The organism is Gluconobacter sp. Gdi, from assembly GCF_014132155.1.
Lineage (GTDB): Bacteria > Pseudomonadota > Alphaproteobacteria > Acetobacterales > Acetobacteraceae > Gluconobacter.
Map to the genome: position 1 here is coordinate 39,690 of NZ_BLJQ01000010.1, position 24,881 is coordinate 64,570.

Annotated in this window: 28 protein-coding genes and 1 pseudogene; 5 read left to right on the plus strand and 24 right to left on the minus strand. The window is 60.8% G+C overall.

Translation table 11 applies throughout. The features are described 5' to 3' along the window. Positions 1-46: 46 nt before the first annotated feature. Positions 47-742, minus strand: a complete 696-nt coding sequence (locus JN414_RS13555; protein ID WP_086611969.1) for a VIT family protein — start codon at positions 740-742, stop codon at positions 47-49. A 157-nt stretch (positions 743-899) separates the two neighbouring features. Here JN414_RS13555 and JN414_RS13560 point away from each other — a divergent pair, with 157 nt between their 5' ends. Both JN414_RS13560 and chrA read left to right on the plus strand, forming a co-directional pair. Continuing rightward, positions 900-1,505, plus strand: a complete 606-nt coding sequence (locus JN414_RS13560) for a cytochrome b (protein ID WP_086611970.1) — start codon at positions 900-902, stop codon at positions 1,503-1,505. 150 nt (positions 1,506-1,655) lie between these two features. Then, complete coding sequence (gene chrA / locus JN414_RS13565; protein WP_202208396.1) at positions 1,656-2,876, plus strand: chromate efflux transporter; 1,221 nt, start codon at positions 1,656-1,658, stop codon at positions 2,874-2,876. 63 nt (positions 2,877-2,939) lie between these two features. On the opposite strand, the gene JN414_RS17265 is transcribed toward chrA, so the two are convergent. Continuing rightward, a complete protein-coding gene (locus JN414_RS17265; RefSeq protein WP_375781686.1) occupies positions 2,940-3,383 on the minus strand; it encodes a helix-turn-helix domain-containing protein in 444 nt (147 codons plus the stop codon). Positions 3,384-3,563: 180 nt separating this feature from the next. Here JN414_RS17265 and JN414_RS13575 point away from each other — a divergent pair, with 180 nt between their 5' ends. Genes JN414_RS13575 through JN414_RS13585 form a run of 3 tightly spaced genes read left to right on the plus strand, consistent with a single transcriptional unit; the run spans position 3,564 to position 8,732 of the window. Next, entirely contained in the window at positions 3,564-3,854 is a 291-nt protein-coding gene (locus JN414_RS13575; protein ID WP_086640368.1) for a hypothetical protein, read from the plus strand. After that, on the plus strand, positions 3,847-6,321 hold the full coding sequence (locus JN414_RS13580) for an AAA family ATPase (RefSeq protein ID WP_202208398.1): 2,475 nt from the start codon (positions 3,847-3,849) through the stop codon (positions 6,319-6,321). The genes JN414_RS13575 and JN414_RS13580 overlap by 8 nt, the downstream gene beginning before the upstream one ends. 11 nt (positions 6,322-6,332) lie before the next feature. Further along, complete coding sequence (locus tag JN414_RS13585; RefSeq protein ID WP_202208400.1) at positions 6,333-8,732, plus strand: hypothetical protein; 2,400 nt, start codon at positions 6,333-6,335, stop codon at positions 8,730-8,732. 247 nt (positions 8,733-8,979) lie between these two features. Here JN414_RS13585 and JN414_RS13590 read toward each other — a convergent pair whose 3' ends face one another. The 22 genes and pseudogenes from JN414_RS13590 to JN414_RS13685 form a co-directional block, all read right to left on the minus strand. Beyond that, the gene (locus JN414_RS13590) at positions 8,980-9,405 is read right to left on the minus strand and encodes a CopG family transcriptional regulator (RefSeq protein ID WP_202208402.1); all 426 of its coding nucleotides are present in this window, start codon (positions 9,403-9,405) and stop codon (positions 8,980-8,982) included. A gap of 5 nt (positions 9,406-9,410) precedes the next feature. Continuing rightward, on the minus strand, positions 9,411-11,393 hold the full coding sequence (locus JN414_RS13595; protein WP_202208403.1) for a conjugal transfer protein TraG: 1,983 nt from the start codon (positions 11,391-11,393) through the stop codon (positions 9,411-9,413). 205 nt (positions 11,394-11,598) lie between these two features. Continuing rightward, complete coding sequence (locus tag JN414_RS13600; RefSeq protein WP_202208404.1) at positions 11,599-12,405, minus strand: hypothetical protein; 807 nt, start codon at positions 12,403-12,405, stop codon at positions 11,599-11,601. A gap of 5 nt (positions 12,406-12,410) precedes the next feature. Beyond that, complete coding sequence (locus tag JN414_RS13605; RefSeq protein ID WP_202208405.1) at positions 12,411-13,220, minus strand: hypothetical protein; 810 nt, start codon at positions 13,218-13,220, stop codon at positions 12,411-12,413. Between the two features lie 262 nt (positions 13,221-13,482). Then, a complete protein-coding gene (locus JN414_RS13610; protein WP_202208406.1) occupies positions 13,483-15,234 on the minus strand; it encodes a DUF3363 domain-containing protein in 1,752 nt (583 codons plus the stop codon). Positions 15,235-15,345: 111 nt separating this feature from the next. After that, positions 15,346-15,483, minus strand: coding sequence for a hypothetical protein (locus JN414_RS13615; protein WP_202208407.1), 138 nt, complete (start codon positions 15,481-15,483; stop codon positions 15,346-15,348). Further along, positions 15,480-16,181 (minus strand): lytic transglycosylase domain-containing protein, encoded by a 702-nt coding sequence (locus tag JN414_RS13620; RefSeq protein WP_202208408.1) that lies wholly within the window; start codon positions 16,179-16,181, stop codon positions 15,480-15,482. The genes JN414_RS13615 and JN414_RS13620 overlap by 4 nt, the downstream gene beginning before the upstream one ends. Beyond that, positions 16,168-16,506 carry a DUF736 domain-containing protein gene (locus JN414_RS13625; RefSeq protein ID WP_202208409.1) on the minus strand — a complete coding sequence of 113 codons (339 nt, stop codon included), beginning with the start codon at positions 16,504-16,506 and terminating at the stop codon, positions 16,168-16,170. The genes JN414_RS13620 and JN414_RS13625 overlap by 14 nt, the downstream gene beginning before the upstream one ends. 1 nt (position 16,507) lies before the next feature. Then, positions 16,508-17,050, minus strand: coding sequence for a S26 family signal peptidase (locus JN414_RS13630; protein WP_202208410.1), 543 nt, complete (start codon positions 17,048-17,050; stop codon positions 16,508-16,510). After that, positions 17,047-17,511: a DUF2840 domain-containing protein gene (locus JN414_RS13635; protein WP_202208412.1), complete on the minus strand. Its 465-nt coding sequence runs from the start codon at positions 17,509-17,511 to the stop codon at positions 17,047-17,049. The genes JN414_RS13630 and JN414_RS13635 overlap by 4 nt, the downstream gene beginning before the upstream one ends. Next, a pseudogene (locus JN414_RS16965) lies at positions 17,508-17,751 on the minus strand (hypothetical protein). Before JN414_RS16965 ends, JN414_RS13635 begins: the two are co-directional and overlap by 4 nt. Beyond that, complete coding sequence (locus JN414_RS13640; RefSeq protein ID WP_237390076.1) at positions 17,748-17,939, minus strand: SAM-dependent methyltransferase; 192 nt, start codon at positions 17,937-17,939, stop codon at positions 17,748-17,750. The pseudogene JN414_RS16965 and the gene JN414_RS13640 overlap by 4 nt, the downstream one beginning before the upstream one ends. Further along, complete coding sequence (gene parA / locus JN414_RS13645; RefSeq protein ID WP_202208414.1) at positions 17,936-18,574, minus strand: ParA family partition ATPase; 639 nt, start codon at positions 18,572-18,574, stop codon at positions 17,936-17,938. The genes JN414_RS13640 and parA overlap by 4 nt, the downstream gene beginning before the upstream one ends. Then, positions 18,571-19,626 (minus strand): replication initiator protein A, encoded by a 1,056-nt coding sequence (locus JN414_RS13650; protein WP_202208415.1) that lies wholly within the window; start codon positions 19,624-19,626, stop codon positions 18,571-18,573. Before JN414_RS13650 ends, parA begins: the two co-directional genes overlap by 4 nt. Next, positions 19,626-19,910, minus strand: a complete 285-nt coding sequence (locus tag JN414_RS13655; RefSeq protein WP_012553533.1) for an AlpA family transcriptional regulator — start codon at positions 19,908-19,910, stop codon at positions 19,626-19,628. Before JN414_RS13655 ends, JN414_RS13650 begins: the two co-directional genes overlap by 1 nt. Positions 19,911-20,100: 190 nt before the next feature. Continuing rightward, positions 20,101-21,162, minus strand: coding sequence for a type II toxin-antitoxin system VapC family toxin (locus JN414_RS13660; protein WP_202208416.1), 1,062 nt, complete (start codon positions 21,160-21,162; stop codon positions 20,101-20,103). Positions 21,163-21,298: 136 nt separating this feature from the next. Continuing rightward, on the minus strand, positions 21,299-22,549 hold the full coding sequence (locus JN414_RS13665) for a sodium:proton antiporter (RefSeq protein WP_202208417.1): 1,251 nt from the start codon (positions 22,547-22,549) through the stop codon (positions 21,299-21,301). A gap of 109 nt (positions 22,550-22,658) precedes the next feature. After that, entirely contained in the window at positions 22,659-23,213 is a 555-nt protein-coding gene (locus JN414_RS13670; protein WP_237390077.1) for a DUF2285 domain-containing protein, read from the minus strand. Beyond that, positions 23,125-23,493 (minus strand): transcriptional regulator domain-containing protein, encoded by a 369-nt coding sequence (locus tag JN414_RS16970; RefSeq protein WP_308469051.1) that lies wholly within the window; start codon positions 23,491-23,493, stop codon positions 23,125-23,127. The genes JN414_RS13670 and JN414_RS16970 overlap by 89 nt, the downstream gene beginning before the upstream one ends. Before the next feature lie 63 nt (positions 23,494-23,556). Next, entirely contained in the window at positions 23,557-23,835 is a 279-nt protein-coding gene (locus JN414_RS13675; RefSeq protein ID WP_202208418.1) for a DNA -binding domain-containing protein, read from the minus strand. 11 nt (positions 23,836-23,846) lie between these two features. Further along, positions 23,847-24,131: a helix-turn-helix transcriptional regulator gene (locus JN414_RS13680; RefSeq protein WP_202208419.1), complete on the minus strand. Its 285-nt coding sequence runs from the start codon at positions 24,129-24,131 to the stop codon at positions 23,847-23,849. A gap of 156 nt (positions 24,132-24,287) precedes the next feature. Continuing rightward, the gene (locus tag JN414_RS13685; protein WP_202208420.1) at positions 24,288-24,440 is read right to left on the minus strand and encodes a hypothetical protein; all 153 of its coding nucleotides are present in this window, start codon (positions 24,438-24,440) and stop codon (positions 24,288-24,290) included. Positions 24,441-24,881 lie beyond the last annotated feature (441 nt).

Below are 24,881 nucleotides of genomic sequence, written 5' to 3' on the forward strand. Positions count from 1 at the left end.
TCAACACTACCGAGGGCATGCACCGTTCAGAGCTTGCAACGTGGTGTCACACGCCGAACAGGCGGCCGATTCCGCCCGTGACGATCATCGCAACAATACCCCAGAACGTCACACGCAGTGCTGGACGCAAAGGCGCCGCACCGCCGGCAAGCGCGCCAACGACGCCCAGAACAGCGAGAACCACGACGGACGTCAGGGACACGCCCCAGGACACCCATGCCACAGGGGTCAGAACCGCCGCGAGCACGGGCAGCAAGGCTCCAGATGAAAAGGCGGTTGCCGAGGCGAATGCCGCCTGTATGGGTCTTGCCGCCGTGGTCTCGGACAGACCCAGTTCATCCCTGGCATGGGCGCCGAGTGCATCATGCTTCATGAGGGCGACGGCGACCTTGCGCGAGAGATCTCTATCCAGTCCTCTTTTCTGATAGATCCCAGCCAGTTCGGTGACTTCCCCCTCCCAGTCCGTGGCCAGCTCCTGTTTTTCGCGGGCGATGTCAGCGTGTTCGGAATCGGCCTGGGAACTGACCGAGACATACTCGCCAGCCGCCATGGACAGGGCGCCCGCGACAAGCGCGGATAGTCCCGCGATGAGAATGCTGCCGCGTGTCGCATGAGAGCTGGCAACGCCGACGATGAGGCTGCCGGTCGACAGCGTTCCGTCATTGGCGCCGAGAACGGCCGCGCGCAGCCACCCCAGTTTCTCGACGGCATGGCGTTCGGCCAGAGGATGGAGACGCGACATAAGGTGACCTGTTGCTTCTGATAAATACAAACCAGATTTAGGCCCCTGTTTTTGCCACGGCAATAGGCATTTTATTCTGATATTGCGAGCTATTTTCAATAGTATTTATATTTTCGTAAAATATTCTCTGTTCAGAATCCTGTCAGGTAAGCATGATATGGAAGTGAATCCAGGGTTCCTTTTCACCGAGACGCATATGCCTTGTTCAACGCCGGACATTACCGACACCCTGCGCTACGACAGGCCGACGATCGTCCTTCACTGGACCACCGCCTTTCTGGTGCTGCTTCAGTTTGCTCTTGGCGAAACCTGGAACTGGCCGGCAAAACCCGTCCATCATCTGATGGTGGTCGCGCATCTGACCGTCGGTATCCTGCTGACGGTGATCATGGCGTTCCGCATAGTCTGGCGTCTGACGAAAGGCCGGCATCTGTCGGACCTTCTCCGTCCAGTGGACCAGGTATGCGCTCTCGGGGCGGAGTACACACTCTATGGGCTGCTTCTGGCGGAAATTTTGCTGGGCTACTTCTGGCGATGGGGTGCCGGGCAGACGATGAGTTTTTTCGGCCTTCTGATCCCATCCCCGTTTGCACGGTTCCCGGCGGAAACCGTGACGTGGCTTCACACGCTGCATGAGTGGAACGCCTGGCTGATCATGGGCTTTGCGACAGGCCATGGCGCAGCGGCACTTTTTCATCAGTTTGTCCTGAAGGACAAAGTGCTTGGACGTATGCTGCCGCAGTGTTCCTTGCCCCGTCAGTGAGGTCCTGTCCGTATGACTGGGCACACCGTGATGCTGGGCCGCCAACAAGCCAGAAGTGATGATTGCCTGTTGTCATCGGCAGCCACACATGAATGCCGGTGCATGGGAATTGTCTCCTGTCGAACGGGAAAATAAGAAAGTAACGACCGAATGACGATCGTGCCGCGTGGCGTGGGACCAGAAAGACCGGGGTCGGTTCTTGAGGTGCTCCTGATCTTCCTCAGACTGGGCGTCACCTGCTTCGGCGGGCCGATCGCGCATATCGGGTATTTCCGGGACGAATTCGTCGTCCGGCGCCGGTGGCTCAATGAGCGCGCCTATGCCGATCTCGTCGGGTTGTGCCAGTTCCTGCCCGGTCCCGCGAGCAGCCAGGTGGGATTTTCCATTGGCCTGATGCGGGCCGGTTATGCAGGCGGTCTTGCGGCGTGGGCGGGATTCACCCTGCCTTCGGCGCTTATCCTCATTCTCTTCGCCTATGGCGCGAACGCTGTTGCCGGTCCGAATGCCGCAGGACTTCTTCATGGATTGAAACTCGTTGCCGTCGCAATCGTGGCACAGGCCGTCTGGGGCATGGCGCGCACGCTGTGTCCGGACCGGGCGCGTGCTTCGATCGCGGTCACGGCCGCGCTCATCGTTCTGTTCGCCATCTCACCGCTTGCCCAGATCGCGGCCATCGTTCTCGGGGGCCTCGCCGGCCTGTGGCTTTGCCGCTCTGTGCAGACGTCAGATGGTGAGCATATTACAGTGCCCGTATCGCATCGTGCAGGGATCGTCGCACTGGCTCTCTTTCTGGCGCTGCTCTTCGGTCTGCCCGTTCTCGCCCGCCATGGCGCACCGGAGAGCGTTTCCCTGTTCGACGCCTTCTACCGGTCAGGCGCGCTCGTGTTCGGTGGCGGTCATGTCGTGCTGCCCTTGCTGCACGAGGCTTTCGTGACATCGGGCTGGGTCAGCGACGACACCTTTCTCGCCGGTTATGGCGCGGCACAGGCGGTTCCGGGGCCGCTTTTCACGTTCGCGGCCTATCTCGGTGCGATCGTCAGCCAATCTCCCCACGGTGTTGCCGGTGCCGCTTTCGGTCTTTTCGGCATCTTTCTGCCGGGCATCCTGGTCCTGATCGGAGCTTTGCCCTTCTGGGACACCTTCCGCAGCCAGCCGGCCGTTCGGGCGACGATGCGCGGCGTCAATGCAGCGGTCGTGGGCCTGCTGGGGGCGGCGCTCTATACACCGGTCTGGACGAGCGCGGTCAGGTCGGTGGCGGATTTCGGGATCGTGCTGGTCGGTTTCGTCCTGCTGACCGTCTGGCGGGCGCCACCCCTGGTGGTAGTCGGTATCAGCGCGCTGGGAGGGGTCGTCATTGGGCAGGTGGCATAATGAAATGTTCAGTCAGCGACCAGCATCGACGCGTGATCGCCATACCGTTTTTCAACGCACACTTCAATCATGGCGCGTCGTTATAAGGGCCATGCTTCGGCCGTTTCGTGTGTAAGTCAGCCAGAAAACGGACAGGCAGTTTACCCCCCACGCCTGCGCCATTGAGCGCAACGACCAATGCGTGGCATCGCGCGGTGTTTCTTCCGGGGTCATGCCGATCGTCTCTGCGATCTCCTCGTCGCCGATCGAACGCGGCGTCCCCGGCCGGGGTTCATCGTAAAGCCCGTCCAGATGGACCGTCGCAAAACGCCGGCGCCACTTGCCAACCGTGTTGATGTCCGCGCCCGTCAGGTCACGGATCGCTTTGTTCTCATGCCCATTGGCGGCGGCAAGGACAATACGGGCTCCCCGCGCAAGCGCCTGGCCCGTCTTACGCGCCCTTGCCAGAGATTCCAGTTCCTGACGCTCCAATGCCGTCAGTTCGATCGCAACCGCCGTGCGTCCCATTCGATTGCCCCTGCCATCAGGATAATCATCTAAACGTCTCGATCAGGACACTAGTTAGCTGATCGGATTGGTGCGGAGACTATCGCTTTCGCTCCGCCCCAAATTAGCTAGTCTTCCCACTAGGGTGGAGGGGCGGTACGGTGGTTTCTTGCTTAATTCGCGGGTGAGCAGGAGGGGGAATTGGTGGACGAGGACGAGACAGCAGCACCGGAGGAGGCGGTGGCGTTCGAAATGATCGCGGCCCTTGCCGGGCCGGAAATGGATGTGTTGGAAACGCCAGACGCGTTTCTGACCGGGGTCGCTGCTGCGCTCAACGCCTCCGATGATGTCGATGCCGATTTGGCCGCGATCCTGACGGATCATCTGTTGACCGTTATGCCGCACGAAAATGTGATTGCGAATGCCAAGGCGGCGATCCTGATGCTGGCCGCTGAGCGCGCGGCCACGGCCGAGGAAGCGGCCGATGGCTGATCCGACGCTGTTTCACTCCCTGACGCTCGAAGGCTTTCGCGCCTATCTTCAGCCTAAGACCTTCGACTTCAGCAAGAAGCCGAGCCTCGCGATTTTCGCGCCCAATGGTCTCGGCAAGTCGAGTGTCATCGACGCGCTCGAATTCCTCTTCTCCGAACACGGCACGCTCGATCGGCTCGGGCAGCGTGCGCTCAATAACCAGGCCGGCCCGTCCGCGCTGGTCCATAATGGCGCGCAGGCGGCAGGGGTCGCGCCGGTGGTCAAGTTCACGACCATCACCGGCAAGGCCATCGCTGCGGGAAGCCGCACGGCGCTGGGCAATCCACGCCCGATCCATGCGGCAGCCACCGCAATGAAAGCCGGGTTCGTCGTCGCGCCGATCATCCGCGGTTATACGCTGCGGACTTTCGTCGAAGAGCAGAAGGCGGAGACCCGCTACAGCGACGTGGTGAGCTGGCTGCAGCTCTCGCCGCTGGTCGAGGTCCAGAAGAATCTCCGGCTGCTGCGCCGCGAGGTCAAGGCCGCTGCCGAGAGCACGACTGAGCAGGTTCGTCTCGTCGGGCAGCTACGCACCGAGACCGCCCAGGCCGTCCAGGCATGGGACGACGCGGCTGTGCTCGACTTCGTCAACACAAACGTCATTGCGCCACTCGATCCCGCGTTGACGATGGCCGCGCTCGATGCCGCAGACGCCGGCTATCTCGATATCGGCAAACGCGTCGCGGCCGAGGAGAAGAGCGTCGGCCTCGCCGGTCTGCGACAGGTCCGCAACTCGGTTATCGCGCTGTGGCAGAAGATTGTGCCCGAGGACGGCAGCGATCCCGAATATTCGGGCGCTATTGCCGCCTTCGACGAAGCGCTGGCGGTGCTGGCCGATGCCATGGCCACCGAAGCCAACGAGCGCGACAAAGCGGCGGACACGGTCTTCCGGTCGGTGTGGAAGGAAGCCGAGAAACTGTTTGCCGACGATGCTGCGGCTCCGGACAAATGTCCGGTCTGCGCGACGGTGATCGGCGATACCGCTGCCGGAAGCGTCCCCGCGATCCGCGATCTTCTGAAGACCCACCTCGATGATCTGCAAAACTACAACGACGCCAAGACCGCGCTGGACGACGCCGACAAAGCCACTATCAAGGCGCATAACCAGCTGATCGCGCGGCTTCCAGCGATGATCGATCATCTGTCCGAAGATGATCCCGACGGCTTCAGGGCAGCACTCATCGAGTATCAGGCCGGGGTTGTCGCATGGCCGGCCGCCGCCGCTCCTGCGTCCGCCGCGATCACCGCCGAGCTGGAGGCGCGCCTCGCCGGTCTCGACCAGGACATCGCCGACATCGAGGACAAGCAGGGCGAACGTACCTGGGTGAAGGCAAAGGCGAGCATCGACCGACTGGTGAAGCTCCAGACGGATGTAGCGCTGGCGACACGGACGACCGAGGAACTCACCGCGCTGCACGAGTCTCTCGGCACCCAGGCCACGCTCGTCTCGGGCAAGATTCGCGAGAAGATTCAGTCGCTGCTCGACACCCTCCAGGCGCCGATGAACGACATCTACAAGGAAATCCAGGGCGACAAGGCCAGGCCGATCCGGCTAGAGCTGCCCAGGGAGGACGATACCAATCAGCAGCGCATGCATCTGGTCATCGACTTCGCCGACAATCGTCAGGGCGTTGCGCCTGGCGGCTATCTGAGCGACTCCCAGATTCACTCGGTGGCGCTGGCGCTGCGCCTCGCGGCGATCAAGAAGTTCAACAGAGCCGCCCCGGTGATCGCGCTCGACGATGTCGTTACCTCCTATGACGCCGACCATCGCCGCGCGATCGGCGCGCTACTCGCCAAGATGTTCACCGACTGCCAGATCATCCTCGTCACCCATGACGAGCGGTTCTTCAATCACTTGAAGGATCAGCTCGCCGCGAAGGACTGGCAGTTCACGCGCATCATTGGGCTAGACCCGGCATACGGCCCGCGATTCGCCGACCATAAGGTGACAGACGAGATGATCGCCGATCGCTGGGACAAGGGCGAATCCGCTGCCAACGAGATGCGTCAGGCCGAGGAGGAATGGCTGCTCGGCATCGCTCGAGGCTTCGGCGTCAACGTCCGCATCCGTCAGCTCGAGAAGGCCTATTCCTACGAGCGATCCGAATTGGCCTCGGCGATCGGCGGCTTCCTCAGCGATATAAAATTGACGCCGGCCGACGTGCCCGGGGTCAACAACCGATTCATCACCAGCTTGGTGAAGGGCGACATCGAGAATTTCGGCAGCCACTTCCAGGATGCGCCCTATGGCTATGGCTCGATCGGCGACGAGAAGACACGCTGGGGCGAATTCAAAGCATTCTGCGGTCAATTCGAATGCGTGTGTGGCCGAACGAAGTATCAGAGGCCTTTCGGTCTTAGCAAGCCGGTCTGCGCTCACAATAAATGCGAGACACAATTCGAGTTCAAACCGCTTGTCGTGTGAGGAAAGCAAGGTTGAAGCGCTCTGCTATTGATGAGGAAAAACCGAGGAATGCCGACCTATTTCTTCACCGGGGGCAAGGTGAGGGTGTGAGAACTGTGCGCAGTCAAATTGAAACTACGGAACGCGATCCACGTAGCGCGCAGGGCCCCTGGAGCGATCTCGCGCTTCACACGATCGGTTGGCGCGCCTTTCAGGACCTTTGCTCGCAAGTCTGCGAAGTGGTCCTAGGGCGCCCCGTCGAAATATTCCGAGAAGCGCAGGACGGCGGTCAGGATGCGGTCTTTCTCATACCCTCGCCAAATGGCGAGCAGCTCATCGGCACGATCCAGTGCAAGCACACTTCGGACGCCGGCAAAGCGTTGAAGCTCAGCGACCTCTCCGCTGAAATCGGTAATGTCGAGGAACTCGTTAAAGGCGGCCAGGCAGACACATACATCTTCATGACCAACATGAGCGTGGATGCGCCGGTTGCGGCCGCCATGCGCGCCAAACTGCGCGAGTTCGGCGTTCGCAAGCCGCATATCCTGGGCCGCCAATACATCGTTCGGGTCATCAAGAGCAGCGCACGCCTGCGCGCCCTCGTCCCGCAGGTTTATGGTCTAGGGGATTTGACAGCGATCGTCGATGAACGGCTTAGCGAGCAGAGCCGCGCGCTGCTCGATAGCTGGATTCCGAAACTTCGTACCTATGTTCCAACTCAGGCGCATCGCGACGCCGTCAACGCCATCTCGGACCACGGCGTGGTGCTTCTGCTCGGCAATCCTGCGAGCGGCAAATCGGCGATCGGTGCGATCGTTTCAACGATCGCTTCGGAAAATCCCGACAACACCGTGTTGGCGCTGACCAGTCCACGCGATTTCGAGGCTGGCTGGAATCCCAACGATCCCGGGCGATTCTTTTGGATTGATGACGCTTTTGGCTCGAACGTGCTGCGCGACGATTACGTACAGGATTGGGCGTCGGCATTTTCGAAGCTGCGCGCAGCAATCAAGCACGGCAACCGTTTCCTGCTAACATCGCGCAAGCATATTTACGAAGCAGCTCGGCGCCGACTGGGGCAGCGTAATCTAGCGCAATTCGCTGATGGCAGCGCCGTGGTCGACGTCGGTGAACTTACCTTCGAAGAGAAGGCACAAATCCTTTACAACCACATCAATTTCGGCGAGCAGAGCCAAAGCTGGCGTTCGAACGTCAAGCCGCATCTAGCCGCCGTTGCCGCCGTCGAAGAGTTCTTGCCCGGAATCGCTGAGCGGCTTGGCGACCCGAACTTTACCAAGGGACTGACGCCGCGCGAAAGTTCGCTCGTCCGCTTCATGGAGGAGCCGACCGAGCACCTTATCGACACGGTCAGCGCACTGGACGAGCAACTCCGGGCCGCGCTCTATCTCATCTACGTCCATCAAGCCGGCTTCGATCCCAGCGATCATGATGCGGCGGCAGCGCAGGCGGTTTCGGACTTGACCGGTTTCACCCTAGCCAAGATCCAAGATTGCTTCGCCGAATTGAGGGGATCCTTTCTCAAGCTATCCGGCACCAAATGGACCTTCGCGCATCCGACCATCTCCGATGCTCTGACAGAGGTTTTGCGGCAAAAACCTCATATGATGGCCGCACTGATCCGCGGCGCACCAATTGATACGATCCTCGGCAGCTTCACCTGCGAGGGATCGCCGCTCATTCGGGATGCCTTGGTGATTCCGTCCACGCTGGACGAAGCGCTGGTAGCGCGTCTCAGCCACACGCCGGACGAAAACCATCGAAATTGGATGCTGTTTCACTTCCTGTCCTACAGGGCAAACGACGCGGTTTTCGCCAAACTAATCGGACAGTTCCCGGAGCTACTCAGGCGCTACTGCTGGCAGTCCGATCCCCTCGCCAATGACCCTCGGTTTCGTACCTACGGCCGCGCCCATCAATTCGGTCTACTCCCGGAAGATTTGCGGCGCGAGGCCGCAAGGAGCCTCGAATCCGCAGCGCTCTCTGACCTCGATATGTCCTTCTTTGCCGAGAGGGGGATGCTCGCACTCATATCGCCGCTTCGTCTCGTCGGATTAGGCTTGGCGCTGCGAACCAAGCTTCTGCCCGCTCTTGAAGAGAAGATCGACGAGATCGCCGCAGATGCCGATCTGGATGAAGAGCCCGACAGCCACTTTAAGAAATTGCTCGATGCGCTCGAGCGCATCGAGGAGATGGGCGTCGAGCTGGATGACGATGCGGTTGGCTTGGTCGGCGACGCGCGGGATCAGGTGAATCGGGCGGTAGACGGACTTGAAGAACGCAAGCGGGAGCGCGACGAAGATAACGAAGACGACACGGACTGGACCTATATCGTCACGCAGAAGAAAGAAGAGCCGTCACCGCCGGAACTTGCGGCTACGAAGCGCTCGGTCTTCGACGATGTCGATAAGTGACGATCACCAGATGGGACGATCGGATACAGGCGTATAACATCCGCAACTTCGGCAACTCCTGCCCAGCGGCCGGAAGCAGCCTGAATGACTGCTCTTGTGAGACTACAACGTTCGTGCAGCCAGTAACGAACGTCTCAATCTGGTCGTTAATCATCATAAACGTGAGCACTGCGAATGGCAGCTTTCGATCACTCCTCCCCGATAACCGACATCCCGCTTTCCCCCCTTTAGGAGACGCTCTACCGACTCAGGTATCGTGCCCTTCCACATCAGATCCCACGTCCAGCCTGACCTCATCATCCAGCGTCGTCCCACGCGCCAACCTGCGTCCGACAGCCTCGACAAAGCCGTCATACCGCTCCCGCCCCTTGCTCTGTGCCGCAGCAAGAGCGGCATCCGGCAATGGCGGCGTGCTGGTCAACCAGAACCGCACGAACACGGCCAATGATTCGTTCGAAATCGTGACCCGTCGCTCCATGCGCTCCAACTGCCGCGTCATCCGGTCCAGCCGCCGAGCCAACGCCGCTTCCAACCGCTCCGGCCCGTCCGGCGACAGGAACGATGCCAGCGCCGTCTCAACGATCAGCGCCTGCGGCACCTTCTTGCGGGCAGCGTAGGCAGCGAGCCTGTCGCTGAGATCGGCGGGTAGCCGGATCGTGTGTTTGATCCGCATGGCGCTCATAGTCCCAACCGATCGCCGGGATCGAGCGAAACCTGACGCGCGAGAGCCCGTTCCCCGCGCCGCAGGGTCTGTGCCCGTGTGGTATCGTCCTCGGATTCATCCTCGGGCGGGTCGAACTCATGCACCGGTTTCCTCGGCGCCTGCACCACCTCTTCCTGTTCGGGCAGTTCCGGCTCACGGCGGATGCCGGCATTGGCGGGATCATCATCCCCATTGCTGGCAGGAGGCGGCTGCACCACATCGGCCCAGTCCCCCGGCGGCTGCGGTCCGATGGGTGGCGTTCCTTCCGGGGGCGGCGGCGGTTCGAACCGGGGTAGCGGCAGGATGCGTGCGGCCAGTTCGGCGTCCTCGAAATACCGCGCCTTGCGCGCCCGGATCGGCGGGCAGCCGGAAACCAGCACCAGTTCCTCGTCGGGGGAAAGCTGCATGATCTCGCCGGGCGTCAACAGCGGCCGGGCGGTTTCGTGGCGCGTCACCATCAAATGCCCGAGCCACGGCGACAGTCGATGCCCGGCATAGTTCTTCGCGTCACGGATCTCGGTCGCGGTGCCGAGCGCGTCGGAAACCCGTTTGGCGGTCCGTTCATCATTGGTCGCAAAACTGACCCGGACATGACAGTTGTCGAGGATCGAATTGTTCTGGCCATAGGCTTTCTCGATCTGGTTCAGGCTCTGGCCGATCAGGAAGCTCTTGATCCCATAGCCTGCCATGAAGGCCAGCGCACTTTCGAAGAAATCCAGCCGCCCCAACGCCGGGAACTCATCAAGCATCAGCAGCAGGCGATGGCGGCGCTTCGCCTCCAGTTCCTCGGTCAGCCGGCGGCCGATCTGATTCAGCACCAAGCGGACCAGCGGCTTGGTGCGGCTGATATCCGAGGGCGGCACCACCAGATAGAGCGTTGCCGGATGACTGCCGGCGACAAGATCGCGGATCCGCCAGTCGCAGCGCCGCGTCACATGCGCCACCACCGGATCGCGATAGAGGCCAAGGAACGACATGGCGGTGGACAGCACGCCCGAGCGCTCGTTATCGCTCTTGTTGAGCAGTTCCCGCGCCGAACTGGCGACCACCGGATGCACGCCCTTTTTGCCGAGATGAGGCGTGGCCATCATGGCGCGCAGCGTGGTCTCGATCGCACGCTTGGGGTCGGAGAGGAAATTGGCCACTCCGGCCAGGGTCTTGTCCTCCTCGGCGTAGAGGACATGCAGGATGGTACCGACCAGCAGGGCGTGGCTGGTCTTTTCCCAGTGGTTCCGCTTCTCAAGGGCGCCCTCGGGATCGACCAGCACGTCGGCGATATTCTGTACATCACGGACCTCGCGCTCGCCACGCCGGACCTCCAGCAGCGGATTGTAGGCGGCACTAGCGAGGTTGGTCGGATCGAACAGCAGCACCCGGCCGAAACGGGCGCGCCAGCCGGCCGTCAGTGTCCAGTTCTCGCCCTTGATGTCATGGACGATGGCAGCGCCCGGCCAGGTCAGCAGCGTCGGCACCACCAGGCCGACGCCCTTGCCCGAGCGGGTCGGCGCAAAGCACAGCACATGCTCCGGCCCGTCATGGCGGAGATAGGCATCGCCGGAGCGGCCCAGCACCACGCCATCGGGCGCAAGCAATCCAGCGCGGCGGATCTCGCGCGGTTCGGCCCAATGCGCCGAACCATAGGTAGTGGCGCGTTTCTTCTCGCGGGCACGCCAGACAGACATTGTGATCGCGACGACGACAGCGGCAATGCCGCCCGATGCCGCGATGTAACCGCCCGTGGTGAAGATGTCCGGCGCGTAGGCGTCGTAGGCAAACCACCACCAGAAAAACTCGGGCGGATAATAGACCGGCCAGCCGAGCAGCGTGACCCACGGCGCGCCAAGCTGCGCCTGAAAGCCGAGCCGCCAGGCAGTCCACTGCGTCGCGGCCCAGGTGAAGGCGAGGATCACGGTGCTGACCGCACACACCGAGCCCCAGAGGATCTTGGTCTGGTTCATGACGACCACCGATCAAGGGGATGGATCGATGTAACAGCAAGTCGAAAATTGCTTCGATCGTGCGCGCGGCTAACTTGGGATAAACAAAGGACGTAATGCCAATCATTGATGGCTGGGCGAGATTATGGCGTCCTTCTCTAATATCCGCCCCAGAGCCAGAACATTATAATTTCAGCTGAATATAAAATTATTCTGACGGTACTGCTCAATTTTTCTGCACGGCACTCGCTTGGATAATATTTTCAGTTTTAGGAGGTGTCGGAGGGGCGGCCACACTAGAGTCCAGATCGTCACTATCTTCATTCTTTTGATCGTGACCGTTCTTTCCTGTCGCCTTATTGGCGCCATAAATAGTTTCACTGTCAGTATGAAAAACCGGTTCCTGTACGCCAGATTCTTCTGTCATATGTTTCTCTTTATCCGCAGGAACCTCGTGCCGTACGTGAAGCAACGACGGTGTAGGATGCACCGGATTACAGCGTTTAAGATCAATAACCTTCTGCGCCAAATCTTTCTGAGAACCGTCGAACCCTTCGCACCATTCTTCATAGTTCAGCAAGGGCATCCCCTTGCCACCATCTAGTCCACGCTTCTTGCCGGAATCGAAAGTATGAAAGGCATCCACTGCAACCCCGTAGTTCTCGATAAGGTGGATGCAAGAGGCCAACATTATAGCATCCCCGGTTCCGAGTTTTCGTTCGCCGCCCGTTTTCCGATAGGGCAAGTCCTTTAATCGAGCAGCCATCAACATGACGTTCGGGTTTAGATCCACGAGTCGAACAGCGTTACGGAAATCGCGCAGAAATTCTTCAAAACTCCCGTGTTTTCCGCCGATGAACGCGCTTGGGACTACTTCGGCAAGAGCAACGGAGCAGGTGTAGATGACTACCGATCCAGCCTTCGCTTCCGCTATATATTGTTCGACACCACTCAAATCGTACGCCGCAGTATTATTGCTAAAATACGCGTAGAATATACACGAATCCCAGAAGAGGTGAGCCTTTTCCCCCATGCCCATTACCATTCCTCATCCATGTCATCGTACGGAGCCGGCTTAAAAGCTCCCTTCCATTTCGTTAGGTCGCCCATCTCTTCAAGCCTATTGATACGACGTATCTCCAAACGCACCGGCAATGGATGACGACCATCATAATGAGCGGCAGCATCAACCGAAACTCGCTGATTGAACTGCTCGCGCAAGGTCGGGATCTCATCCCTATTCAATACGCAGTCGAGTTCTACGCCTCCATTCAAGATTAATTTGCCGCGCAAAAGTGTGCCGCGGGCATCAAGCTCCTGAAGAACACCTTCAAATGTTCCATAGGCTGTTCCAAGAAAGTATTCTGGGGATACAATAATATTATCATTTGCAATGGCACTGACATCTCTCACTCGATCAGCTAGGAACTCGTCAATCCGAATAATCCGTCCATGCGGAAAAGTGAGCTCTGCGTGGGAAAACGCTTTGGAACTACCACTAGTCAGCCGCCGCAGATTAGCAAAAATCTGTTTTGGCAGATTCAATTCAGACACCGAATCTCCGTCATAAACTGACGAAATAATGTCAGAGAAAGAATCTATACTTGAGGAACTTCCTTTATTGCTTCTGGTGGAAATTTTTTCCCTAATCGTAGCGAGAGCACTGCCAATCTGGAGATCAGTGATAATATATTGGTGACGTTTTTTCTTGTTATTTAGACGATCAATACGCTTCAGAGAATCTACTACCGCACGCAATTTCATGACGAACACATCGGCCCTCACCAGGTCGTTATCGACCTCGAGCCCATGAATCTTCAGCGTTATTTTGTCTTTATCGCCCGACACAATCTGCGTTTACCCAACTCCATATCTCGTTAAGCATATCTTGAAGCATCCACTCGGTCGAGTGTCATAAATCTAAATGTGATCGGACCGATGCCGGGAACCCGCCAAAAACTTGAGGTGTGCCATGAAAACCGGGGTGCGGAACGGGCTGGTCTGTGATTGCCCGAAATTTGGTTCTTTGAGCATGGTACACGTCGTCCCGAGTTCATGCGCAATCTGTGCAGAGAGATCGGTCTCGCGATTACAAAATAGTCGCTCGCTTCTAGATCCCGAGCCCCCGCTTCCGCCCGAAATTCCAGTCCACCGATCCACCCGGCGACAGGGTGCCGGAAACCTGCCGTCCGAGCTTCTGCTCCAGCGCCGGGCGCCACGGCACGAGCTGGAAGCCCAGCCCGTCATCGACCATGGCGAACCGGCCGGAGGACAGGTTGACCCGCTGGCGATAGACGCCCGAGACAATCTCGCCTTCCTTCGCGGGCCGATGCTCCAGCCCGGTCTGCGCCGCCAGCCTGGCCGTCGCCTGATCGAGATCGCGCTGGCGCAGGATGCCGATCAGGTCGGGCGCGAACACCACCCGCTCGCCCTGCCGCCGGGCCAGCCCCTCAGATTCCAGATGGTCGATCCGTTGCGTCATCGCCTCGTGGACCTCTCCGCCGAAGCCCGCATTGGCCAGCGCCGGATCCTTGGCGAGCAACTGGCGATCGAGCCAGGTCGCGCCCGGTGCCGTCACCTGCTCGGCCAGCGTGAAGTCCGAGCGGGTCGCCAGTGACAGGCGCTGCTGGCCCTTCGTGTCCTCCCAGCTCCGGGTCTCGACGACCGCGCCCGTCTTCGCGTCACCGGTCATGTCCAGATTAGGAAAGCGGACATGATGCGTCCGCCCGTCGGTCCCCGCGATGACCACGTAGCCCGAGCCCTTCAACTCGTCATCCAGCCCGCGCTCGACCAACCGGCCTATGACGGGATCGGCCAGCGTCTCGCCATGGATCGCAAAACCCGCAACATCGGGTTCCGCCCCGCCGCCGGACATGGCGCGGTGCATGGTCTTGATGATGTCGCCCCGGATGGAGAGATCGCGCAGGGTCGCCTCCAGCCCCGGCTTGAGGGTCCAGCGTGCCACCCCGACCGGTTCGGCGAGACCAAGCCCTTCCAGCTTGGTCGCCCGGCCGACCAGCAGGCGCCGCAGTTCCGGGTCTTCACCGCCCGCGCCCGGCCGCAGATCGACGATACCGCCCCTTTCGTCGCTGATGTCCTGCAACGCGCGATCGAGGCTGGTCCAGCGGTCGGCGCCGATCTCGGTCTCCAGGGCGGTGCGGATTTCCTGTTCGCTGCGCGGGCCAAGTTCCAGCGTCACCCGTTCGGCGGCGCGGTCGCGCAGGCCCTGGCTGATATAGGCGCGGCTGATGACCAGATCCTTGCCATCATCAGCGACACCGCGCACCAGGATGTGGACGTGCGGATTGTCGGTGTTCCAGTGATCCACCCCCACCCAGTCCAGCTTTGTGCCGAGGTCGCGCTCCATGTCCTGCATGAGTTCCCGCGCGAAGCCCCGCAGATCCTCCATCCGTACCGCGTCCTCGGGCGAGATGATGAAGCGGAAATGGTGACGGTCATCTTCACAACGTTCCGCGAAGGCCTTGCTGTCCGCCTCATCAGACCCGGCATCGAACAGATGGGCCCTGGCCCCATCGCGGGTGACGCCCTCGCGCCTGAGATAGGCGATATGCCGGGCGAGAGGCGCGGAGCGGAAGCGCGAGCCCTGCTGGCGGACGACCCGCGCCTTGACCACGACGCGGCGGGCATTGCTTCGGAGCCGCATGGACAGCGCCGCGCGCCGCCCGCGGCCGAAACGGGAACCGCCGCCTCCCCTACCCTTCGCGCCGAACCGGGTCCCGGTATGACCGGCCCTTTTCGCGGCACGCATGACCTCGCCGACGAAGGATTTCGGACGCGCGCCCTGATTGCCATGCTGGATGCGTCCGGGCCGGACAGTCAGGCCGTCATCGCGCGTCGCCATGGCCCGCTCTCCGCTTCGATGTGTGCCTGACGGCGCCCGGATCGTTGAAAAGATTAGGAAAAATGCCCGGACAGCCGCAGGCGGTGCGTGGTGAGAGGACAAATTCCCCAATCAAACCAACCACATGCAGCCCCGAACGGGCACTGCTTTTACCTTGCCGTCCTTCCCTCCGTTGCCTGCCTCCCCCAGCACCCCATCCCCAAGGCACCCATAGGCCGCCAGCGCCCGATGGACCGGAACGGGGATCATCGGCGCGCCTCCCCATGTCCTGACGCGATAAACAGCCCGGCTGACTGCGGTGCGAGCGCCGTCCAGTCAGTCGGGCGGGAGCCAGATGAACGTGCCGGATCGTGCGCGCTTTCGGCAGGCCGGGACGCATCGCCCATGCGCAGGAATGAGGCCGGAAAGAGGGAAGAGTCCTGCCATGATGGTGCAGCCAGAGCGCCGACCGCGATGTTATCGGCGAGTGGAAGAGCCAGCCGCGCGCTGACGGATGCGACGTAGTTCCGCGTCTCGGCAGGCAACGGTCGGCCGGTTGCCAGATGTTCGTCATAGCGCGCGGGACCGGCATTATAGGCGGCCAGAAACCCGGCCTCGCCGTAGCGATCCCGCATCCAGCGCAGATAGGTCGCACCCGCCAGAATATTGTCGTGCGGGTCGAACGGATCCTCGCCAAGGCCAAGCGACGTGCGCAGGCTGGCCCATGTGCCGGGCATCACCTGCATGAGCCCCATCGCGCCCGCCGATGACACGGCCCGCGCGTCGCCCCTGCTCTCCGCATGCAGGACGGCAGCAATCCATGAGGCCGGAATCTGCGCGCGCGTGGCCGCCTCCGTGATCATGTCGGCGTATGGATCAGCGTCCGCCATGCGAACGGGTGATACTGCAACCAGCACTGCAACCAGTGCGTTCGCGACAAGATCGCGAACCTTCCTACCGCCGATCATCGCGCTTCACCGGCCGGTTCCAGACCAGATGGAAAGCACGCCCCTGACGGTCGGACTGGAACAGATTAGCGCGGATCGGCTGCGCCAGCATCGGATCGTCAAGGACCAGCGAGAGGTAAGTGCCCGCCTTTTCGCCGGTGCGTTTCCACCCAGCGCCGATCTCCGGTCCGGCATCGGCGTCACCGAGATGGACACGATAGTCGGGCGCGTGCTCGGCATCCGACGATTGCGCCGGCACGATCGTCAGTTCGACGTCGAGGGCGAGCGTGCGCAGGCGACCGGCGAAGCCGTCAGACGTGCGTGTGAAAGTACCGATCTGGGCCATGTCAGCCTCGTTTCTGCTTGGGGGTGGAAGAAATCGGTGACGGCACGAGCCATACGGGCAGCGCGTGGCCGAGCACCGCATCGACCGGCAGGACGCCGAAATAGCGGCTGTCGAGACTGGTCGGGACTGCCGGATTCATGACGAAGATCTGGCCGGGCAGAACATGCCGACAGCCCTGCCACACCGGCAGAAAACGGCCACGATGATCGCGGGCGAGTGCCTCGCCGAGCGGCTTGCCGTCAACCGACACGGCAGCACCAATGCGACAGATCAGTTGCCCTGGCAGTGCCGCGACCGGCTTGAGCAGCGGCACGCCGAGCGGCAGATAACCACCGCGCGCCAGCATCCCGGCGATATCGGACGGCGGCCGGATCGCGATCAGGTCGCCGACATGCAATCCGCGCACCGATTGCAGGCGATACAGCCCGACCGGCGTGCTGGCCGTGGCGTTCCAGATCAGCCGGGGCGCCGGATGGATCGCCACTGATGTGCCAACACCGAGTATTGCGAAATACGTGGTGAAGAACCAGCCAAGGCGCATCATGACACCGCCCTCCGGCGCAGCCAGGCATGATGGCGGTCGCGCGTGTAGGGGCGTGGCGTCTGCCCGGAGAGCATCCGATTGTGCAGGTGCCGCCAATGGTCGGGCGCAACATCGACGGGATTGATGCCGATGGCTTCGATACGATCGACGGCTTCCAGCACCAGGCGGACCTTCGGCCAGCCGCTCTGGCGCAGCAGGCTCTCGCCACCGGGCCGCACGAACGGCACCGTCTGATACGGCTCGCCAGGAGCAGTGACGCGCACGATGTCGATGCAGGACACCACCGTGCCGAAATCGTTCGCCGCCCAGCGCAGGAAGGCAAACACGGTGTCCGGCGGAAAGCTCAGTATCCGCCGACGACGATCGAGAATCTGCTCACGGGCGACAGAGCCGAAGCGGATCCAGTGCTCGATGCGCTTCTCGATCCAGGTCAGTTCGACATGAGCGAGGGTGTCGTTCATGGCACATCTCCAGACGTATCGGGGAACTCTCGGGCCAGCAGGGCACGCAGCATGTCCGCGACCGTGATGCCGCGCTGGAACGCTGCGACCTTGAGCCGTCCGCGCAGTGCCGGCGTGACGTCGATGGTCAGCCGGGCGGTAAAGCGGTTGGGGGGGCGCAGGCGTCTCCGGCGTCCTGACCCAGCGTTCAGGATCGGCGGGACGCGCGGCGAAACCGGGCAGCGTGCGACGTTCCGTCATGGCGCAATTCCTTCGCCGATCAGAAACTGGCTGTACGGCTTCAGGGTAACGCGCGCCTTCGCCGACCAGTCCACGACGCGCCGGTCCCAGGCGAGCGACGTATCGCCATAGGGCGGGTCGGCCAGGACCATGTCGTATGGGCCGTGCCAGGGCATCAGGAGCGCGCTGTCGCCGGTCAGCAGGGTCATGATACCAGCCCCCTGATCTCAGCCGTCAGGGCGGCGATTTCGCGGGCGGCTATCCCTTGGGGGCAAAGATCGCACACCAGGCGGCCGGAACGCGCAGCATCGGCAAATGCGACCCGCTGGCCGATCCGCGCCATGAGCGCCGCTGGCTCCTGCCCCACCAGCGCCAGTCGGGTTTCGCGAGCGATGACCGTGCGTGCGGCGCAGCGGTTGAGCACGAAACGGGCGAGCAGGCTGGGACGGAAGAGCCGCGCCTCCTCCAACAGCCGCAGCATCTCGGCCGAGGCCCAGCCGTCAAAGGGCGAGGGCTGCGCCGGGATCAGCACCAGGTCGGCGGCCAGCAGGGCCGAGCGCAGCAATGCCGCCACGCGCGGCGGACCGTCGATGACGACGTGATCCGCCCCCTGAGCCAGTGCTGGAGCTTCGTGATGCAGCGTGTCGCGCGCCAGTCCGATGACACCGAACAGCCGGGGCAGTCCTTCCCGCGCGCGCTGCGCCGACCAGTCCAGCGCCGAGCCCTGCGGGTCGGCATCGATGACCGTCACGCGCTGACCTTCCCGAGCCCATTGGCCCGCGAGATGCAGCGCCAGCGTCGTCTTGCCGACGCCGCCCTTCTGGTTGAGGAGGGCCACGATCATGACCCCTCTCCGGGGCTTATCCACGGATCGGCAGGGGGGCCAACATCCTTAAAGTTAGACTCTTTTAAGTTAGATTCTAAGTTAAGGGCGTCATAACCGTTTGATTCAAGGTCGTGATTCGGCGTTTTCCGCAAACGATAGCACGGATGCCGTGGCAGTGATGGCACGGATAAATCCACAACCGATAGCACGGATGAATTCACAGCTTGTCCACAGGCGCCTGTGGATAGTTTGACAGGAGCAAAGGCCAGCGTGTCGTTGCCGTTACGGTCGGGGCGCACCGACAGCCGATAGCCGGCAAAGGGCTGCCGTTTCGCCATCTCGCGCAGTTCGAAGGCAAAGCGGCGATAGGGGGAAAGGCTGGCGGATTTTTCGTAGAGATGGTGCAGACCGAATACCCAGCCCGCGCGCTGGCGACCACCATGCTTGCGCACGATGCGATAAAGCCAGCGCTCCAGACCGCCTGTGAGGCCAAAATAGGCCGGATCGATGGTCAGCACGAGCGCGTCATCGAGCACCGCCTGGTAGAACCAGTCGGGCAGAATCAGCTCAATCACGCGAGTGCGGCCTTCCCGCGCGGTGTGTCGTTTCCATTCGTTGATCCAGGAAAAGCGGTGCAGTTGCCCTTTGCCGGTCTGCCGGAGCGAGGTCTTGATCGTGGTGGATTGCAGCCGATCGAAGGCCGCTTCCAGCCGCTCATAGTCCCGCGCGCTGTCGCCCCGACCGATGAAGGTCAGGATCTCGCGCGGGCTGGCCACCATCAGCCGCGACGTGCGCCGACCGGCGTCGCGCGCGGCAACGAGATGGCTGGCGGCCCAGATCAGCACGTCGGCATCCCAGATCGTGGCCATGCCATGTTCGGCGGACGCCTCGACGCGGATCGTGACATCGGGGGTCCGATAATCGATCGGAACTATGCGAGGGGACTTGGCGAGGCTGAAGAACGGAAACGCCATCAGATCCTGGGCGTCACGAGGGGCGAAATCTCCCGCAATCGCATGGAAGAACTCCAGTTGCTCGCGCTCGGAGCGCGCTCTGCCGGTCTGGGACATCAGCGACGGCTCCCGCGTGATGTCGGCGGAATCAGCGGGCTTTGCCGCGCGGCCGCCGACACGGTGCCGGCGGTGGTGTCCGAGGTGTGGGCGCGTGCCCCGCTCTCGACCCAGGCCTGCAATTCATCGACCCGGTAGACCACGCGGCCGCCGAGCTTCGAGTAGCGCGGGCCGGTGCCGTAGATCCGGTGTTTTTCCAGGGTGCGAATGGACAGTCCGACGAAGCGCGAGGCGTCGGGCGTGCGCAGGTAGCGCGGCGGCAGATCGCTATAATTGGCGGACATGAGAAGGCTCCGTGATCCTTGTCTGGGGCCGCGGGACAAATGCGGCCAGCAGGGATCAGCGTGGCGGAGCGGGTAGGTTCGGAACTAGGACCGATCTCGCAGAGGCATGAGATCGGTTCGTGACAGGTGAAAAATCACCGCATGCCTACCGCCAATATAAGTCACATTGATAGTATTTAATAATTATTAATTATAAATAATAATTATTTACTATATCCAAGGTTTCCTGGATACTAGACGATCCACCTTGTACTATTCTTGCAATAGGAACTCCACATGGTGCAGCACTCCTGATTCCATCAATGTTTCGTATAAAATTTTTATCTGCAGATATAACCAAGTCAGATTCACAGAGATAGACGGACAACGCTGCATCAGCAGGCGTCCCAGGTGTTACTTTTTGTACGGACTGCAGCATTTCGAAAGCATAGTGTAACCAGAAGCATTTCATCTGTTTTTCATTGACTTCTCGCAACCAAAAACGATTCCACGATGCCAAAGAAAACTGCATCCGATCAAAATCAAGAAAAGGCGTTAACCATTCACCAAGAGGGTGCTCAGGATATGCCAGCGCTCTTGTTACAGAAGCCCACGAACGTATCCTCCAGAATTGAATAGGTTCATCTGTGATCCCTTCAGGCAAAGGGGCTGGAAATGTTCCCTCACAATTTTTGAGTGAACCAATATCACGAATGCCTTGCTCCTTATTTAGGCTTCGTTGATCAGCATAATCTTTCCTTGCCATTTCGAGTAAATTACGGGGCCAACCACCATCCTCCCGTAATGCATTTCTAAGTAATTCCGAATGATAACGTGCTCGCTCCCAGAATCCTCTGGTCTTTCGCGTCCAATCATAACGTAGCTTATGGAAGCGTTGAGTTTTGGGTTCATGACGGAGCCACTCGGGTCGCAACCGCTTAACTTCTGAAAGAATTTCCTGAGATAAAGTGTAAGCCTCTGGCATTAGGCGTGTCCAAGTGGGCATAGTAAGTAACCTTACTAATCGACGACGATGCTCATCAGCGGGGGTTGCTAGAGCTTCAAAAAGAATTAGTGGCGGAACGACAATAATATTATTGGTACGTTTAATAGCCCGGTGCAAATCAGGACCTACGTCGGCTTTAGCGAACTCACTCCAAATGTTTGTATCCAGCATGATACGTATAGGTGATTTCCTATCAATCCGATTTGGCATGCTTAAATTTTCTCCCAACGTTAAAATCATATCTATATTTTTAAATAAATTATCCATATGTTATACATTTTACTTATCATTTATATTATTGCAGTAGACAACTAAATGCTGGAAGCGAAAAATCGATGCTCCATGGTAACGCGACAACCACGTCGCATCATGTTGACCGATGTGAAACAAGCGAAATTACCGCTTAGACGGATGCCGGATAAAGCCTACGGGCAACCCGCTCCATGGTTAGCCCCTGCACAATGATCGTAAACACCACCACGCCGTAACAGACGGGCAGCAGCAGGTCGCGCAAGTCTCCGGGCGGTAATCCAAGCGCCAGTGAAACCGAGATGCCGCCACGCAGACCGCCCCAGGTCAGGATACCAAGAACACGGCCACGTTCCCATTGCCTGAGGTGAACCGGAAACGTTGAAAACAGCACGCTCAATGCCCGCACGGCAACGGACAGCGGGATCACGGCAAGGGTCGCCAGCACCGTAAACAGATGCGGCGTGATCTCCAGAATTTCAAAGCCGATCAGCATAAACAGCAGGACGTTCAGCACCTCGTCAATGAGTGTCCATGCGATATCGAGTTCCTTTCGGGATGCCTCATCGAAAATGGAATGGCTATAGCTTGTTCCGAAGCACAGTCCCGCCACCACGACGGCAATCGCACCCGACATGCCAAGCTGGTTGGCAATGCTGAAGGTTCCGGTCGCCAGAGCCAGCGATGTCAGCAGATCAATATGCGGATCCCGCTGTCCCTTAAGCACACGGAGTGCAATCCATCCGGTCAGTGCGCCCAGCAGGCCGCCACCGATCGCCTCGCGGCAAAAGCTGAGAGCAATCTCGGAGATAGTTACCCCCTGACTGTCCCCGTTCGCCAGCCCGATCGTGACACCAAAAATAACAACGCCCACGCCGTCATTGAACAGACTCTCTCCTGCAAAAACGGCCTGAAGTGGGCCTGGCAGTCCGAGACGTTTCAGCATGCCGACGACCGAGACCGGGTCGGTTGGTGCGAGAATGGCGCCGAGCACGATACACCATGCAAAAGGAATGGCATGGCCCAACAGAGGGAAAACATACCACGCCGCGCTCGCCAAGAAGGCAACGGCCAGAACGGTCCCCAGAACAGAGAGAGCGGCCACGGAGGCAAGTTTTACGCGCAGATGTCCGACATCCACCTGCATGGCCCCGGCAAACAGAAGCAGGGACAGCGCGCCATTCAGGAGGGCCGTGGGAAGATTGATGGCTCCGAGCACAGACCGTGGGAGAGCCTGAAGGTCATAGGCCGGTATCAGCGGATTCAGGATCATGACCAGCAGGGAAGCCAGCAATGAAAAGATCAGCACGCCGATCGTTACAGGGAGGCGAAACGTGTGGTGATTGAGAATGCTAAACCCTGCCGAGAGAGTCAGAAGCAGGGCGAGGAGGCTGATGGTATCCATGCCCTCACCGCTGGCTGCTCCTGTTCCTTACGTCAAGAAAAACAGGATGTTGGCTGCTTCTCGAAAGTCTTGATTGTCTGTGAAGTGGCACACGCAAGGACGAGTCGTCCTATCGCCCCCGGAATGGATGCAACAGCAAACGCCGGTATTCTCCGTCGCGCAGCGCCCGCGCGAACTGCACCAGCCGTTTCATGCGGAAATGCAGATCGTGCGAAAGCCAGTCCCCAGCGGAAACCTCCCGACCGAACAGAACGCCGCCGATCTCGCGCTGCGATACCCCGCTGTCCAGACCGTCAAGCGTACGGAGCGCCAGGATCAGCCTGCGGATGCGATCGGATGACAGGCGGGCCGGATCACGACCGGGACGCCGATCTATCAGCACGCGCCAGAGCCGCAAGGCGGCCTGGACGCGTACCTCAAACAATGCGTCGAGCGGCAGCAACACGCCGACCGGAGCCCCGTCAGGCGGCAGGACGTATAGGCGCAGGATCGTCTCCCCCCGCTCGGTCAATACTTCTTCCGCCATGTCGGGCGGCAGTCCTGCCCGGGCGAGGGAGAGCGGACGAGACGCCGCGTCAGCCAATGCTGTCGGCAGGGGGACAACCGCAATCACGGCCGGCGATACCGCAACAGTCCAGAGGGCGGTACGCGGATCGAGGGCCATGTGGACACTCTCGAAATCGCAACCCCCAGCGCCGGGCGAAGGCTTCGGCGTCTGACGTGGACAGCGCAGCCCGGCGCGCGGCGCGCTGAAGGGCGGCACGATCGCGGATAAAGTCCCGATTGCGACTGACAAACTGCAAGGCAAAGGCGGGGGCGTCGAGCGACCGCAGGCCCTCGTACGCGCCCGCCGACCGCCAGTTGGCACGGCTCATGGCGTCGTCTCCGATGCGTAACGGGTGGGAACAGGGCAAGCACTTGCTCGCGAGAGTATGCCAGACCATCCGGCTGCCCGCTACGCCCCGGTCCTGCAACAGATCTTGCGGATCACGCAACGATTCAGGGGGTCAGTGGGGGGCGCCGCCGCGCAGGAGATGCTGGTAGCCATGCTCGGTCATCCAGTGCGCCCTCGCCAGATGACTGTGCCAACAGCGGTGGACGCCCTCGGGGTCAAGCGTGGCGTCGCGGTGCAGCACTATGCGGGCCACCTCGCGCCAGTCGGCGCCATCGGCCTCGGCATCCAGCAGGCGGAGATAGGTGATGAGATGCTGTTCGTCGTAGCCGGTGAGACAGGATGCTTCCGGGGCGCTGTCGGCGACGGACGGGTCAAGCGGGGGCTTCTGCATGGGTGAGCCGATCAGGTCGGAGAACGAACGCGACGCACCCTAGCCTGCCGCGTTTGGGTATCGGAAGTCTCGTGAAGAAACATGACGCCGCGTCCCTGTCCGGACTCGATGAACAGGATGCCCGCCGCCTCCAACGCACGGCGAACCTGGTCGGTCGTGCCCTCATGAACGCCAAGACCGCGTTCGGATTCAAGGCGCTTGAGCGCGGTCAATGCTACGAGGGCCTTTTCAGCAAGCATCTCCTGTGTCCAGTTCAGAAGTGCTCGTGCCGCCCTTACCTGTCGGCCTGTGATCATCCACGATCACATCCGACACGCGAGGCCAACACACCAGAAATACGACTATAATAGTCGCATTGTGGATATTCAACACCGTTCTTTCAGAGGGATGACTAAAGAGATTCGGCGTCTGGTTCCCGATAGTCATGGCGACCACACAAAAAGACCCCCGCGCTATGCGGGGGCCGTCTCGTCGGGGCGCTCTGCCGCGCGTCGGGCAAGCACCTCTTTGAGTTCGCGCTCGATCTGCCGGCGCTCCCGGTGGCTCAGGTGAAAGCTGGTCAGTTCGGCGCGCAGCATCTGGATGTGGTCGTGTAGCGTGGTCATCGTCCTGCTCCTTTCGTTTCTCGAAGACAGGACGGACGGCTCATGCACGCGGGAGCCGGGTCAGGGATCGCCGCAGGCGACCGGCTCGCCGGCGCGTGGGGGAGCCGATTTTGTTCGGCGTGCCCGAAGGGTGCGTCGGGCAAAATTGGGGGAACCACGCGTCCTTGACGCGGTTCGCCCTCGCGCATGGTACAATGGGGAGGCTGAGGGAAAGCCTCTGTTCCTCCTGCGTCTCACGTCGGGCGACCAGCGCTGCCGCCCGCACCTCGAAAGAGCACGTGGGAAAATGAAAGTCCGGAAGGCCCCGCCCGGAAGGCCCCGCCCGGAAAGCCCCGCCCGGAGAGACCGGGCGGGGTTGGTGGTGGGGAGCTTACTCCCCGTTCCGGCTGCGGGGCCGGGTCCAGATGAGGGTGTAGCCTTCCCCTTCCTCGTCGGTGAACA

What these genes read in the sequence shown, in the direction of transcription:
- JN414_RS13555 (WP_086611969.1), bottom strand. Translation starts at nt 742, where the DNA reads ATGTCGCGTCTCCATCCTCTGGCCGAACGCCATGCCGTCGAGAAACTG.
- JN414_RS13560 (WP_086611970.1), top strand. Translation starts at nt 900, where the DNA reads ATGGAAGTGAATCCAGGGTTCCTTTTCACCGAGACGCATATGCCTTGT.
- chrA (WP_202208396.1), top strand. Translation starts at nt 1,656, where the DNA reads ATGACGATCGTGCCGCGTGGCGTGGGACCAGAAAGACCGGGGTCGGTT.
- JN414_RS17265 (WP_375781686.1), bottom strand. Translation starts at nt 3,383, where the DNA reads ATGGGACGCACGGCGGTTGCGATCGAACTGACGGCATTGGAGCGTCAG.
- JN414_RS13580 (WP_202208398.1), top strand. Translation starts at nt 3,847, where the DNA reads ATGGCTGATCCGACGCTGTTTCACTCCCTGACGCTCGAAGGCTTTCGC.
- JN414_RS13590 (WP_202208402.1), bottom strand. Translation starts at nt 9,405, where the DNA reads ATGCGGATCAAACACACGATCCGGCTACCCGCCGATCTCAGCGACAGG.
- JN414_RS13595 (WP_202208403.1), bottom strand. Translation starts at nt 11,393, where the DNA reads ATGAACCAGACCAAGATCCTCTGGGGCTCGGTGTGTGCGGTCAGCACC.
- JN414_RS13600 (WP_202208404.1), bottom strand. Translation starts at nt 12,405, where the DNA reads ATGGGGGAAAAGGCTCACCTCTTCTGGGATTCGTGTATATTCTACGCG.
- JN414_RS13610 (WP_202208406.1), bottom strand. Translation starts at nt 15,234, where the DNA reads ATGGCGACGCGCGATGACGGCCTGACTGTCCGGCCCGGACGCATCCAG.
- JN414_RS13615 (WP_202208407.1), bottom strand. Translation starts at nt 15,483, where the DNA reads ATGATCCCCGTTCCGGTCCATCGGGCGCTGGCGGCCTATGGGTGCCTT.
- JN414_RS13620 (WP_202208408.1), bottom strand. Translation starts at nt 16,181, where the DNA reads ATGATCGGCGGTAGGAAGGTTCGCGATCTTGTCGCGAACGCACTGGTT.
- JN414_RS13625 (WP_202208409.1), bottom strand. Translation starts at nt 16,506, where the DNA reads ATGGCCCAGATCGGTACTTTCACACGCACGTCTGACGGCTTCGCCGGT.
- JN414_RS13630 (WP_202208410.1), bottom strand. Translation starts at nt 17,050, where the DNA reads ATGATGCGCCTTGGCTGGTTCTTCACCACGTATTTCGCAATACTCGGT.
- JN414_RS13635 (WP_202208412.1), bottom strand. Translation starts at nt 17,511, where the DNA reads ATGAACGACACCCTCGCTCATGTCGAACTGACCTGGATCGAGAAGCGC.
- JN414_RS13640 (WP_237390076.1), bottom strand. Translation starts at nt 17,939, where the DNA reads ATGACCCTGCTGACCGGCGACAGCGCGCTCCTGATGCCCTGGCACGGC.
- parA (WP_202208414.1), bottom strand. Translation starts at nt 18,574, where the DNA reads ATGATCGTGGCCCTCCTCAACCAGAAGGGCGGCGTCGGCAAGACGACG.
- JN414_RS13650 (WP_202208415.1), bottom strand. Translation starts at nt 19,626, where the DNA reads ATGTCCCAGACCGGCAGAGCGCGCTCCGAGCGCGAGCAACTGGAGTTC.
- JN414_RS13655 (WP_012553533.1), bottom strand. Translation starts at nt 19,910, where the DNA reads ATGTCCGCCAATTATAGCGATCTGCCGCCGCGCTACCTGCGCACGCCC.
- JN414_RS13660 (WP_202208416.1), bottom strand. Translation starts at nt 21,162, where the DNA reads ATGGATAATTTATTTAAAAATATAGATATGATTTTAACGTTGGGAGAA.
- JN414_RS13665 (WP_202208417.1), bottom strand. Translation starts at nt 22,549, where the DNA reads ATGGATACCATCAGCCTCCTCGCCCTGCTTCTGACTCTCTCGGCAGGG.
- JN414_RS13670 (WP_237390077.1), bottom strand. Translation starts at nt 23,213, where the DNA reads ATGGCCCTCGATCCGCGTACCGCCCTCTGGACTGTTGCGGTATCGCCG.
- JN414_RS16970 (WP_308469051.1), bottom strand. Translation starts at nt 23,493, where the DNA reads ATGGTCTGGCATACTCTCGCGAGCAAGTGCTTGCCCTGTTCCCACCCG.
- JN414_RS13675 (WP_202208418.1), bottom strand. Translation starts at nt 23,835, where the DNA reads ATGCAGAAGCCCCCGCTTGACCCGTCCGTCGCCGACAGCGCCCCGGAA.
- JN414_RS13680 (WP_202208419.1), bottom strand. Translation starts at nt 24,131, where the DNA reads ATGATCACAGGCCGACAGGTAAGGGCGGCACGAGCACTTCTGAACTGG.
- JN414_RS13685 (WP_202208420.1), bottom strand. Translation starts at nt 24,440, where the DNA reads ATGACCACGCTACACGACCACATCCAGATGCTGCGCGCCGAACTGACC.